We start from the raw sequence: 13,051 nt of genomic DNA, 5'->3' as shown, positions 1-13,051 counted from the left end.
TTGCCTCCAGTCACTAGCTTTCCAAGGGTGATCCGCCCTCGGAGCTCTTTGCGCCTGTGGGTTCACAGCTTGGATACGCTTTCCCCGCAGGAGTCTCGAACATCGTTCCAATCAACTTTGTGTTTTAAAAGAAAAAACGGCGGGCTCGTCTTATTCCAAACCCTATTTAAGACAAGGATATCCTTCATATTTTTTCTGTAATCCTTAAAGGATGGAAGAAATATGCGACACTCCTGCCGAAAAACTGGCTAGCCGAGACCCCGGAGACGCTTGCGTCGAGGAGGCTTGGCAGACAGTCGGCGGAAAGGGAGCGGATTTCTGAAATCAGCTGGAACGTTTGTTAGGAAGAACCGGAAGGACTGGTGGAGCGCTTAGAAGTGAAAATGCCTTTATGATTTTTTTATTCAAAAAAAACGGGACTTCCATCATATACTGGCTTTTGGAAATGCCACGATGAATCGTATTTACCATTTTTTTATAATTAAAGTAATAAAACACCAATAAAATAACTCCTTGCGTTATAATGAATGGGCTCCAAGGGAAGTGTCAGAAACCTGCAGGAGTGATCATTTGAATGGAGGTTATATGTGTTGAAGAAAAAATTATTGGTCATGATTCCAACAGTTGCCTTGATGTTGGCCCCTTTAGGAACGGGGACTTCAAATACCGAAGCGGCATCAAAGGGAAGTCAAATCCAGAAAATCGAAACGAAGGCGGAAACGCGCCCGACCCTCAAGAAAGGCTCACGTTCAAGTTATGTAAGAGACTTACAGCAAAGCCTTAAAGATGTTAAATATCATGTAGGTGTTGATGGGATTTTCGGTACCCAAACACAAAATGTGGTAAGGGAGTTCCAAGTGGATCATAACTTAGCTTCAGATGGTATCGTCGGACCGAAGACATGGGCTGCTTTAGATGAAAATAAGGTGGAAAGAAGACAGTTCACGGAGAAAGACGCGATCGCGTTAGGGAAGAAGAAGCTGGGCAGCAATATCGTATTCAGCGGTGATGGCAGATTGCTGAAAGATGGCAAGGGAAAATCATATTACAACTTTAAAGCAGCTAATAAAGATTGGATCGATCAAGGCGGCACAGGAACGATTGGGTGGTTCCACATTTATAAAGATGGCCGTGTAGTGGAACAATAAAGGAATACATGCTACATGCAAAAATGGTTCTCACTTTAAGTGGGATTTTTTTTATGTAAAGCATCAAGAAGACTAAATGCATCTATTTTTGGCTATAAATAACAAGTAAATACAGATATAATAGTAAATGGACAGCAATTTGGTATAGTGGGCAGCGGTCACTCCTTTTCAGAAAGGGGGTGTCGCTGGTGATTTCTATTATGGACGGACTGATGCTAATGATTTCATTTGCCTCTTTAATCGTCGCAGTAATCGCGGTTACATTAAAAAAGTAACCCCCTCCATACCATCCGGCCAGATGTATGTAGGAAAAGGGTTACTTTCATGATCGAGTAGCAACTGACTTACCACAGAAAGCCGCTGCTCTTTATGCAGTTTGCTGTTCATTGAGACGCTGGTTTAACCAGTGTCTTTTTTTTATATTTATTATTATATCCTCATTTTCCCTATACATTCAACTAAAAAACCTGGATGTAATCTTGAATAAAAGTAAAATCAATTAGATTTTCGTTAAATTCTTGCCGTTTTCCAGTTTGAATGATTTCATCCCTTTATAAGAAACAATCGCAGGAATCATACAAAGCAAGGCCATCGGTAAACAATAAAGAAGATAGAGATGCCCTCCGCTATCGAGCAAGGGAATGAAGGCTAATGCAACAAAAAGTAAAGTGAAAAAAATGATCGTGAAAATCCCGAAAGATTGATGATAGAATGCATGTATTTCCCTTCTTCGTTCATCCTGGTTGGGTAAGGTCTTAACTGCTTTGTGCGTTCGAAGGAATAGGTACAAGGAGAACATTAGAAATAAAGCGGAAAATGGCAAAGCGATCGCAAATAATGAAACGTCAAGAATGGAAAGATAAAAGCTGGATAAAAAGAAAACCTCTGATACCCCTAATGCAAAACAATAATTGAAGATACTTATTCTATCAGGTTGTTTAAGCATGAAATCCCTCCTTCTATATCATATTATGCAACTGCTTTCATGTTCACCACTTTGTCACATTTAAAAGGAAAAAAATTCTTCCGGTTCCACTCATCGCCGCTCGCTGCCCCGTCGTGTGTATCAAACCTGCCGATGTTGAATAGAGTCTTTGCATTTTACGAATAGTAATAAAATATCGCTTAAAGGGGGGTGCTCAATGACTGTAAAAACGGCAATAAAGGGATTAATGCTTGTTCTTCTATTATATTTCCTTTATGTAGTTGTGACGGCTGTTGTTCTTTTCCCCAAAGCAGAAAAGGAAGAAGACAGGCCGATTAAACAGGTAAGTGAATATATGGGAGAGAAGGAAGCTACCGTGGATCGTGTCCTTCTTTTCGAAGACGGTTATGAGTCTGGACTCGCAAGAATGCGAATGATCCAGGAAGCAAAGCATTCAATCGATATCGCCTACTATGCTTTTGGAAAAGGTGAATCAACCGAGCTTTTTCTTGGAGCCTTGATTGATGCGGCTGACAGAGGTGTCAAAGTCAGAATCCTTCTGGATGGAATGGCTCATGGGCTTAGAGGCCAATTAAGCAGTGCCCGTTATGCATTGGCTTCACATGAAAACATTGAATTAAGATACTATGAAACCTTTAAGCCATTTAAGCCGTGGACCTGGCATAATCGCCTTCATGACAAAATCATCACGGTAGATGGAAAGCTAGGCATCATCGGAGGGAGGAATATTGCCGATAAGTACTTAGCAAGCAAGCCGCCGAGGAATTTTGTCTATGACAGGGATGTACTCATTTTCAATGCTAAAGAGGAGAAAGATAGTGTAATCGTTGAAATGAAGGACTATTTGAATGAATTATGGACCCATCCGTTTACGAGCGATGTTTTTTCGGACCTGTCAAAAAGGCAAATGGAAAAAGGAAAACGCGAAAGAAATGCATTAGTGAAAAAATACAGCAAAGCTTTGCGCACTGAAACCGATTTCGTGAAACCAGTCGTCGATTGGAGCAAGGCAACAACACCTACTAAAAAAGTGTCCTTCATTCATAATCCGATCGAACGGTTCAACAAATACCCTATAGTGTGGAGATCTTTATTGGGTATTGCCGCGAACGCCAATCAATCGGTATACATCCAAAGCCCCTATATTGTCCCTGCGGATGCCTTGAAGGAATATGTACCTAAGCAATTGGATTCAAAGGCTGATTGGACCATACTTACCAACTCGGCTGCCTCAACCCCGAACATGATCGCTTTTTCCGGTTACTTGGCTTTTAGGGATCGCGTCGTTGAGACGGGGGCAAGGGTATATGAATATTCAAAGCCTTATTCTTTGCATGGTAAATCGATTGTCTATGATCAACGATTAAGTGCAGTGGGTTCCTACAATTTGGATTCTCGATCTGCCTTTTTAAATACAGAATCGATGGTGGTCATCGATAGTGAAAGATTTGCATCACAGTTAATAGGAGCCATCGATTCAAAGATCAAAAATAGTACACTCATTGCGGACAATAAAAAATATATACAACCGCCGGAAGATCAAAAAAGGGAAGAGTCTTTTTTTAAGGCCACCTTTTTAAATGCCCTATCGAAAATTACGGTATATTTCAATAGGTTCATTTGAAACATGACTAAAAAGACAGCAATCACAGTGATTGTTGTCTTTTTATCCTTTTGCGGAGATTATCTTATGAATACATATGTAATTTGCTATACTTGAGCAAGCTAACTACAACAATTAAGGAGAACGGAAACATGCAAACATTACAACACCTATCGAAACATATTGCCTACCTGCCGCCAGTTCAGGAAACGGATCGCCCGGTTCTTGCCGCCGTGACGGGAAACAAGAAAACGCTCATCATCGATGCCGGTAACTCTGTCAGGCATGCACAGCTTTTTGAGGACGAATTGCACCGGAATGATATAAGCGGGAATCTCCTCGTGCTTACCCATTCCCACTGGGACCATGTATTCGGATTGGAGAATATCGAGATTCCGGTGATTTGTCAGGAAAAAACATACAAGAGCATTAAAGATATGCAGCAGCTTTCATGGGAAGATCGGGCCCTTGATCAACGTGTCGAAGAAGGGACGGAGATTGCCTTTTGTGCCGATGCAATCAAATTGGAACATGGGACGAATAGAGAGATTTCCCTTCCCCTGCCCGATATCATCTTTGAAAAAACGATGACGATCGATCTAGGCAATATAACCTGTGTCATCGAACATGTCGGCGGCGACCATGCCAATGATTCCTGCATCATTTATATACAGGAGGAAAAGACCTTATTTCTGGGAGACTGCCTGTATGCCAATCTTTATGCGGAAAAATGGAATTATACGGCTGAACAGGCTTTGCTGCTTCTTAAGAAAATAGAAGCCTATGATGCCGAAACCTATATACTTTCCCATCATGATCAGCCTCGCACGAAACTGGAGATGGAGGCGGAGCTTAAGCTAATGAAAGAATGTGCCAGAGCAGTGGTCGAACATCGGGGAAACCGGGCTTTAATGGAGCAGGAATTGGCTAAAGAATTAAAGCGGGGTTTAACTGAAGACGAGCTCGAAACGATTGGATTTTTCGTGAATGGGTATGTTGAGTGACTGAACTCTAAAGTGGGGTATGAGCTCGGCATTATTGGGCTCATACCCAGGCCGATAAATAAGAGATAATAAGCGTTATTAGTGCTGAAAGGATAAGAACTGATAGGATGCCTGATATGATTTTTCCTGCTTTTGCTCCTCTATTATCAGGATATATATGACCAATAATAAAGGAGGGGATGAAAAATATAGCCGAATAGAACACAGTATAATGAATACCTGAATCTCCATTTGACCATGCGCTAAGTCCGATAGTATGTAAAATATGATCTCCCATGCAAGATTTATCGCCAAATTCAAACGTAAACAATATTCCCAATAAACATAGCACGAAAGAAAGTGAACCTAATCCGATATCTTTTGTTTTCTTAACTTCAATGTTTGTCATGTTCTTTTTCCTCCTTGCATTAAAAACCAAATTATGGTTTTGTAAAATAACTCAGCAAGCACTTAAATCCCTACACCTGTACCAGAACCCAGATATATTAAAACTGCACCTCCAATGTCTAACAATTAGGGTGCAGTTCAAATTAATTATGAGCTTTTTCTAGAGCTAGTTTTATCCCGAAACCAATCAAGACCGTCCCGGTTATTCCCTCGAATATCGCTTGGGTTCTAGGCTTTTTCATAAAAGCACTGATCTGGTTCAGCAGATAGATATAAAATACAAACCACAACGCAGTTAAAACGGTATACGTCATGCCCATGATCAGGAACGGTAAAAACGTATCATTCCCCGGATTCACGAATTGAGGCAAAAACGTTAAAAAGAAGACGGCCACTTTAGGGTTCAGCAGATTGGTAAGGAATCCTTGCTTAAAGCATGACTGGTTTTCGTACTTACTTTTGACCGTCGTTTCCGCCGCTGCGGCCACTTGCTTATTCCTTAATCCCCATAGTGTCTTGAAGCCTAGATATACCAAGTAAACGGCACCGGCATATTTGAAGATGGAAAATAATAAAGCGGATTTCACAATGATCGCTGAAAGTCCGAACACGGCAGCAGATGTATGAATGAGCAGGGCACAGCATGTGCCGAACATCGTTTTAAAACCTCCCGAAGTCCCCACGGTAACGGTGTTCCTTGTGGCTATTGCTGTATCTGGACCGGGTAAGATGATGAGAAGGATGCACATGATGATGAATAAATAAAAGTTTTCCATATTCGGACCTCCACTCTTAGTGATGAATTCTGAAAATTATAACATAGATGCACGTGGTTTAGGGAGATAAATTTGATAGCTGATGATTACAACAAAAAACAAGCCAAATCAGTTTTTGATCTGGCTCGTTTTTTGAAAACATTTTATTTAGGGCTTTTTCAACACAGCACGTACCGGACTTCCATCCGCTTCAACTAAAGGAAGAGGGAGGGCTGCCAACTCATAATTACCCGGTCCGATGCCGTCTAATACAAGTCCTTCCAAAATGTGAATGCCATGATCGGCAAGTTCATGGTGGGCAGACAGCTCTTTACTATCCAGTGGATCTACTGATGGTAAATCAAGTCCAATAAGACGGACGCCGTGTTCTGAAAGATATGCCGCTAATTCTGGTTGGATATGTGGAATGGTTTGTGGAAACACACTTCGATCCTTCCATGCATCCGTGCGAATTAACAGACGGGTAACACCTTGTAGATCTATATGGGATAATTCGTTGACTCCGATGCTTGTCTTGTTTGGTAATTGGATAACTCGGGCATTTCCCATATATAAGTCGAGATCCAAATCAATCACTCTTTTTCCATCATCATCAAAATGAAAAGGTGCATCAATATGGGTCCCGGTATGGATACTCATATTGATTTGACCTACATTGACAGATCCGCTCTGTTCTTTACTCCAATTGACTTTATAAGAGAAAGGTGTATCTCCAGGCCAGACTGCAACGTTATCATCCAGACGTTGTGAAATATCAATCCATGTCCCCATGCATTTACCTCCAGTTCTTCTGGCTGTTTCTTGAATATCTTATAGCTTCGTTCTTAGACTCCATAGTTCTGGGAAAAAGTGTTGATCCAGTGCTCTTTTTAAATACGTCACACCTGATGATCCGCCCGTTCCTTGTTTATTACCAATGATCCTTTCCACTGTGGTCATATGATTAAAACGCCATAATTGCTGTTGATGGCCGATGTCCACTAACTTCTCGCCCAGCTCATATAAGTCCCAATATTGCTCAACATCGCGGTAAACTGTCAGCCATGCCTCTTCTACACTGGCATTTGGTTCATATCTTTGGGACCAATCCCTGCTGAGGGCTTCTTGATCAATAGGTAATCCGCGTGCCACAAGAGCATTGATCGCCGCGTCATATATACTTGGCTCATGAAGGGCCTGCTGCATTTGCTCGTATAAATCCGTTTGGTGCTGATAGACGGATAGCGTATGGACATTCTTGTTTCCTAATGCAAATTCAATCAAACGATTCTGGTAAGATTGGAATCCGGAAGATTGTCCCAGTTTATCCCTGAACTCCATGTATTCAGCCGGTGTTAAAGTTGAAAGGACATTCCATGACTGGATCAATTGCTGCTGAATCCTCGAAACCCGCGACAGCATTTTAAACGAGGGTTCCAACTTGTTTTGGCGGATGGACTCTGTTGCTGCTGTCAATTCATGTAAAATGAGCTTCATCCATAGCTCACTCGCCTGATGGATAACGATAAATAGCATTTCATCATGATGATCGGAGCATCTATGCTGACTGGTTAAAATCTTATCAAGGTGGAGGTAATCTCCGTATGACATCGATTTTTGAAAGTCGGTTTGAATTTCTTTCTCTAGACCCGTTATTGTTTGTTCATTTTTATCTGTATTCTTCATTCCGCAATCTCCTCACTTTTCGCAAAAAACTATTTATTCCGCCATTCTATTCTATCTTCTTTTCCAGAGATTCTTCCATTACATTATGGTTAATATTTCTTCCTTTTGAAATAAAATAAGCAACAGCTAAAAAAAGTAACCAAGGAATCCCGAATTGAAGCATGATTTTGAAATCCGTAAACCATGACGTAATCATCAAACTGAATAGAAGAACGGCTCCTAGTATCGTTAAATAGGGGAAGCCGATCATCCTAACAGGTAATTTGCGTCCGCCGGTTTTCTCCCATTTCACCCTGAAAAACAAATGGGAAATGAAGATCATGAGCCATGTGAACATGGCACCGAACATGGAAATCCCCATCATGAAAGCATAGGATGAACCAGGAAGTAACGCATGAACGCCTGCAGCGATGAAAATCCCCGTTGAAGAGACAGCAAGGGCTTTCGTAGGAACACCGCTTTTGTTTAACTTTCCTAAAAAAGTAGGTGCATGTTTTCCGCGTGCCAATGAAAACATCATCCGTGTTGAAGCATAGAGCTGAGCGTTCATGGCAGATATGGCAGCCGTTAGAATAATAAAGTTCATGATCCCGGATGCACCTGGAATGTTCAGGATTTCCATCACTTTTACGAATGGGCTTACCTCGATCCCGGCCGTTTTCCAAGGAACGATCATCAGCATGATGCCGATTGTCAGCACATAGAAAGTGGATAAACGGAACACAGTCGCTTTTAATGCTTTTGGGACGGCGGCATCGGGATCTTTTGCCTCCCCTGATGTAACCGCTATCAATTCAGTTCCAAGAAAGCTGAATAAAGAAATAAATACGGCTATCCACATCCCCTTCAAACCAAATGGGAAAAAACCGCCTTCATTCACGAAGTTTTCCGGTCCTATATGCGGCTGTTCGGATGAACCGAACAGTACATAGGCTCCAAGTAGGATAAAACCAACAATGGCACTTATTTTAATAAAGGAGAACCAATACTCAAATGTCGCGAATGTATTCACGCTGGTAGCATTTACATAAATCAGGACACCTGCAAACAACAAAATCCATACGATTCCCGGCACGTTCGGAAACCAATAATTCATATATACGCTGACTGCACTTACTTCAACCCCAACAGCCAAAACATTGCCAATCCAATAGGAATAGCGGACAAGATAGCCTGCCATTGGACTCATGTACTTTTCCGCAATGGCCCCAAAAGATCCGGAAGTAGGGTGGGCAACCGTCATCTCGGCTAAACAGCCCATCAATAGTAAGACAATGAACGCCCCAAGAGCATAGCTGAGCAATACACTTGGCCCTGCCGCTTGAATCGCAAGTCCGCTGCCAAGAAATAGCCCCGTCCCGATGGCACAGCCCATCGCGATCATGGAGAGCTGACTTGTTTTCAGCTCTCGCTTTAATCCTTTTTCTGGCTCATCTTTAAAGTTCAATTGAGTATTGTTTTTCTCCATAGTTCATCTCCTTTTTATCAAAAAGATTTTATCCTGCCCTAATTAATTAACCATTTGAGGGATGAGCCCCCTCTGGCGGAACTCCGGGTTATGCGACCACTTCACGCTCATTCTTGTATTTTTCATATTGTTTTTCTGACATGATTTTCTTGAGTATTTGTACAACTTCCCAAACTTCCGCATAAGAAGTATAGAGTGCAACCGGGGCGAGGCGAATGATGTTAGGTGCACGGAAATCGGGAATGACACCGTTCTCTTTCAATGCCTTGCATATCCGTGCAGCTTCTTTATGCTCTAGGCTTACATGACCCCCGCGGCGGATGTCATCTCTGGGAGTTCCAATGAAAAATCCCATGTCTTCCAATTCGAATTCGACTAAATCCATTAAATATTGATTGATTTTCAGGGATTTTTCACGAATATTTTCAATTCCAGCTTCTATGAAAATGTCCAAAGACCCAATCAAAGGTGCACAGCTTAACACATGCGGCGTGCCAATTTGATAAGCTCCTGCTGATTCAGCTGGTGTTAAAGTATGTTCCATATCGAATTGTTTATCTTTTTTGGAGCCGAACCATCCAGCCAATCCAGGCATCGTCCCAAAATGTTTTCGATTTACATATAAACCGCCAACACCGCCAGGACCGCCATTTAAATGTTTATAATTACACCAATACGCAAAATCCACATCCCATTCGCTGAATGAATGCGGGATTGCACCGATGGAATGACATCCGTCAAATCCGATTACAATGCCTCTTTTATGAGCTTCATCAGTCAATCGTTTCATATCCAGTATTTGACCGCTGCGATACAGGACCGTTGGCAAGATGATCAAAGCGATGTCATCGGTCATTGCTTCGATGATGTCATCCTCTTCAAGAAATCGGCCATCACGGCTTTTCACGCGGATGAGATCGGTTTCCGGATCGTATCCATGTGTACGCAGCTGACTTTGAAGAGCATAAATATCAGTCGGGAAGGTTAATTCATCAGCCAAAATCTTTCTGCGCATTCCTTCAGGCTTATAAAATGTAGCGACAAGCTGATGCAGATTTACAGTTGTGGAGCCGGTTACTATAACTTCCTCGGGAGAAGCTCCGACCAATTGGGACATCTTCGCGCCCAATTTCTCAGCCATGAAAAACCATGGGTGATTCCCTTGCGTCCATCCATCAATCCCATGCTCTTTCCAATCTTCCAAAGACTCCAGAAGTGTGCGTTCAGCCCTTTTCGAAAGAAGCCCCAATGAGTTTCCATCCATATAGATGGAATCCGGTTTTAAATAAAACTCTTCCCGAAAACCTTTAAGCGTATCATTCTCATCCATTTGTTTAGCGTGATCCAATGTATATTCAGAAACCATAATCATCCCCCTATATTAGTTTTTTTAAATTCTAGGAGAATCGTACCAAAGAATATGACACGGTGTCAATAAGTTAATTCAGAAAATTATAAACATTCAAGCTGACATTCCAACAAATGTTTTTTATTTTATGGAAATCCTTTATGCTAGAAGATAAAGGGAGGAATAAGCATGGAGTATAGCAAAACAGGGGATAAACGGCATTTACGCTCGATCATGACACGACAAAAGCTATTGGAAGCTGCAAAGGAAATATTTCTTGAAGAAGGTTATCAAGCTGCGCTTATTTCCCAAATGATCAAAAGAGCAAACATCGGATACGGGACAGCCTATGTTCATTTTAAAGGGAAAGAGGATCTGTTAATTGTATTAATGGAAAATGTAATGGAGCAATTCTATGAAATTGCCGAGACCTCTTTCTTTCCAAAATCAAAAGACGAGGCAAAACATATCATCAACAGACAAGCTAATGCATTTTTGAAAATGGCAGAAGCTGAACGCAACATGATGCAGGTCTTCGAACAGGCCATTGGGATATCAACCATTATTTCAGATAAATGGAAAGCGATCCGCATGAAGTTCATTCAGCGAATCTCAAAAGACGTGGCCTATGCACAGCAAAATGGACTGGCTAGAGCTGAACTAAACCATGAGCTTGTCGCAAGAGGATGGTTTTTCACAAACGAAATGTATCTATGGGAAATCGTGCGAAACGAACATCAAAGTTCAGTAGAAGAAATCGCTCAAACCATCACCTCAGTCTACGTCGAAGGCTTATATGTGTAATGATGATGGCAGCTAACCAATCTTCCGATTATATACAATCGGAAGATTTTTTTATTTTCAAAACTCACGAGTAAATAGCGCAAATTCACGAGTAAACTGCCCAAACTCACGAGTAAAACAGCAAAATTCACGAGTAAACTGCCCAAACTCACGAGTAAAACAGCAAAATTCACGAGTAAAGTGCCCAAACTCACGTGTAAAGCCGCGGAATTCACGAGTAAAGTGCCCAAACTCACGAGTAAATAGCGGAAACTCACGAGTAAACTGTCTAAACTCAGGAGTAAATGCAAATTCACGAGTAAAACCGCATAATTCACGAGTAAACTGCCCAAATTCACGAGTAAAGTGCCCAAACTCACGAGTAAGTAGCGGAAACTCACGAGTAAAGTGCCCAAACTCAGGAGTAAATGCAAATTCACGAGTAAAACAGCAAAATTCACGAGTAAATTGCCCAAATTCACGAGTAAAACAGCAAAATTCACGAGTAAACTGCTCAAACTCACGAGTAAACTGCCCAAACTCACGAGTAAATTGCTCAAACTCAGGAGTATATCGCTCAAACTCTGGTATATATCGCTCAAATTCACCTATATATCACTCAAACCCACGAATATATCGCTCAAACTTACAAGTAAGGTGCAAATTCCCGAGTAAAATACCCTCCTCATTAGCATCGGACTTATAGCGTCTACGCCTTAAGTCTTACTAGAAAATATAGCTAAGGCTCATTATACGAACTTGTAAAAGTAGATAAGATATAAACATAGAAAGGAGGACGAAAACAATGAAGAAGTTTGGTTTATTTATTGTAGGACTGATCGCACTTTTCCTGTTGCTGGCGAACGTTGGTCCACTGATCAGCCTGGCGATTTGCTTGGCGATCCTATACTTTGGGTTCAAGCAGTTCATGAAGTCCGAATCGACAGGGGCGAAGATTGCGTGGGGATCAGTCTCCATTATCGTGCTGATCGTTTCTATTTCCCATATCCCGGCAATATTGGGACTGGTGGCAGCTTATGTTCTTTACCTGGTTTATAAAAAATGGAATGAAAATGATGAAAGTGCTCCATCGAAAGAAAGTGACCCATTCTCAAATTTTGAAAGAGAGTGGAAAGAGTTGAATAAGAACTAATAGAAGGGATGTAATTGGAATGGGTAATTTATTTTCAAGAATGAAACAAACGATTTCGGCTGATTTTCACGATCTGTTGGATAAAAAGGAGCAAAAAAATCCAATTGGGATGTTAAATCAATATTTGCGTCAATGTGAGCAGGAGACGGAAAAGGTCGGTAAGTTGCTTGAACGTCAGTATCTTCTGAAAGAAGAGTTTACGCGTGAATATAATCAAGCGCAAAATCTGGCTGAAAAACGTAAGCATCAGGCTGAGATTGCCAAGCAGTCGGGAGAGACCGATTTGATGGAGTTTGCTGTAAAGGAAAGCCTGCACTATGAAGAGCGTGCGCAAAGTTTGAAAGAGGCGCATAAAAGTGCAGAGGTTCAGTTGGCTGAGCTGGAGCGGAAATATGAAGAAATGAAACATAAGCTGAAGGATATGCATCTAAAGCGGTTGGAACTGATGGGCAGGGAAAATATTGCCCGGGCAAACAACCGGATCAATCGGGTTTTGGACGGAGGCAGTTCCGAAGCCAAACCGGTAGCGATGTTTGAAGAAATGGAGCATTATATCGATCGCATCGAGCACCAGGTCCATACAGATTATAATCGGCATACGATCGATGCCAGGATTGTTCAGCTTGAAAAAGAATTGGAACAGAAAGAAGCGTAAAGTTTTTTTAAGGAATCTCTGTCATCCCCTCGCCTTTTGGAATGGAGGGCGGGGGAAAACAGGCTGTCAGAACGTGACAATTTCATGGTATTCTTAAAAGGCACGGGTTTCTGTG

14 protein-coding genes are annotated in these 13,051 nt (G+C 41.7%); 6 read left to right on the top strand and 8 right to left on the bottom strand.

Going from position 1 to position 13,051, the window contains the following annotated elements; all coding sequences use genetic code 11:
* Positions 1 to 587 precede the first annotated feature (587 nt).
* A complete protein-coding gene (locus tag AC2YHV_RS07255; protein ID WP_057276876.1) occupies positions 588 to 1,148 on the top strand; it encodes a peptidoglycan-binding domain-containing protein in 561 nt (186 codons plus the stop codon).
* A gap of 499 nt (positions 1,149 to 1,647) precedes the next feature.
* On the opposite strand, the gene AC2YHV_RS07250 is transcribed toward AC2YHV_RS07255, so the two are convergent.
* Positions 1,648 to 2,094, bottom strand: a complete 447-nt coding sequence (locus AC2YHV_RS07250) for a hypothetical protein (protein ID WP_487372908.1) — start codon at positions 2,092 to 2,094, stop codon at positions 1,648 to 1,650.
* A 196-nt stretch (positions 2,095 to 2,290) separates the two neighbouring features.
* Here AC2YHV_RS07250 and AC2YHV_RS07245 point away from each other — a divergent pair, with 196 nt between their 5' ends.
* Positions 2,291 to 3,718, top strand: a complete 1,428-nt coding sequence (locus AC2YHV_RS07245) for a phospholipase D-like domain-containing protein (RefSeq protein WP_487372907.1) — start codon at positions 2,291 to 2,293, stop codon at positions 3,716 to 3,718.
* A 131-nt stretch (positions 3,719 to 3,849) separates the two neighbouring features.
* The gene (locus AC2YHV_RS07240) at positions 3,850 to 4,701 is read left to right on the top strand and encodes an MBL fold metallo-hydrolase (RefSeq protein WP_098866057.1); all 852 of its coding nucleotides are present in this window, start codon (positions 3,850 to 3,852) and stop codon (positions 4,699 to 4,701) included.
* Positions 4,702 to 4,741: 40 nt separating this feature from the next.
* On the opposite strand, the gene AC2YHV_RS07235 is transcribed toward AC2YHV_RS07240, so the two are convergent.
* The 6 genes from AC2YHV_RS07235 to kynU form a co-directional block, all read right to left on the bottom strand.
* Positions 4,742 to 5,089 (bottom strand): hypothetical protein, encoded by a 348-nt coding sequence (locus AC2YHV_RS07235; protein WP_487372906.1) that lies wholly within the window; start codon positions 5,087 to 5,089, stop codon positions 4,742 to 4,744.
* A gap of 142 nt (positions 5,090 to 5,231) precedes the next feature.
* Positions 5,232 to 5,864 (bottom strand): LysE family translocator, encoded by a 633-nt coding sequence (locus tag AC2YHV_RS07230; RefSeq protein ID WP_098866059.1) that lies wholly within the window; start codon positions 5,862 to 5,864, stop codon positions 5,232 to 5,234.
* Positions 5,865 to 6,011: 147 nt separating this feature from the next.
* On the bottom strand, positions 6,012 to 6,635 hold the full coding sequence (gene kynB, locus AC2YHV_RS07225; RefSeq protein WP_487372905.1) for an arylformamidase: 624 nt from the start codon (positions 6,633 to 6,635) through the stop codon (positions 6,012 to 6,014).
* A gap of 39 nt (positions 6,636 to 6,674) precedes the next feature.
* Entirely contained in the window at positions 6,675 to 7,529 is an 855-nt protein-coding gene (kynA, locus tag AC2YHV_RS07220) for a tryptophan 2,3-dioxygenase (protein ID WP_063575355.1), read from the bottom strand.
* 46 nt (positions 7,530 to 7,575) lie between these two features.
* Positions 7,576 to 8,997, bottom strand: a complete 1,422-nt coding sequence (locus tag AC2YHV_RS07215) for an amino acid permease (RefSeq protein WP_057276868.1) — start codon at positions 8,995 to 8,997, stop codon at positions 7,576 to 7,578.
* Between the two features lie 88 nt (positions 8,998 to 9,085).
* Positions 9,086 to 10,363, bottom strand: coding sequence for a kynureninase (kynU, locus tag AC2YHV_RS07210; protein ID WP_098866064.1), 1,278 nt, complete (start codon positions 10,361 to 10,363; stop codon positions 9,086 to 9,088).
* A gap of 171 nt (positions 10,364 to 10,534) precedes the next feature.
* Here kynU and AC2YHV_RS07205 point away from each other — a divergent pair, with 171 nt between their 5' ends.
* Positions 10,535 to 11,149, top strand: coding sequence for a TetR/AcrR family transcriptional regulator (locus AC2YHV_RS07205; protein ID WP_487372904.1), 615 nt, complete (start codon positions 10,535 to 10,537; stop codon positions 11,147 to 11,149).
* Here AC2YHV_RS07205 and AC2YHV_RS07200 read toward each other — a convergent pair.
* Positions 11,125 to 11,730, bottom strand: coding sequence for a hypothetical protein (locus tag AC2YHV_RS07200; protein WP_487372903.1), 606 nt, complete (start codon positions 11,728 to 11,730; stop codon positions 11,125 to 11,127). The genes AC2YHV_RS07205 and AC2YHV_RS07200 overlap by 25 nt on opposite strands.
* A 203-nt stretch (positions 11,731 to 11,933) precedes the next feature.
* Here AC2YHV_RS07200 and AC2YHV_RS07195 point away from each other — a divergent pair, with 203 nt between their 5' ends.
* Positions 11,934 to 12,281: a lmo0954 family membrane protein gene (locus tag AC2YHV_RS07195; protein ID WP_063575358.1), complete on the top strand. Its 348-nt coding sequence runs from the start codon at positions 11,934 to 11,936 to the stop codon at positions 12,279 to 12,281.
* Between the two features lie 19 nt (positions 12,282 to 12,300).
* The gene (locus tag AC2YHV_RS07190; RefSeq protein ID WP_034309579.1) at positions 12,301 to 12,936 is read left to right on the top strand and encodes a PspA/IM30 family protein; all 636 of its coding nucleotides are present in this window, start codon (positions 12,301 to 12,303) and stop codon (positions 12,934 to 12,936) included.
* Positions 12,937 to 13,051 lie beyond the last annotated feature (115 nt).

Source organism: Peribacillus sp. SRI_006 (genome assembly GCF_057586375.1).
Note: the sequence above shows the minus strand (reverse complement) of the source record. Positions and strands in the feature narration are given on the sequence as shown.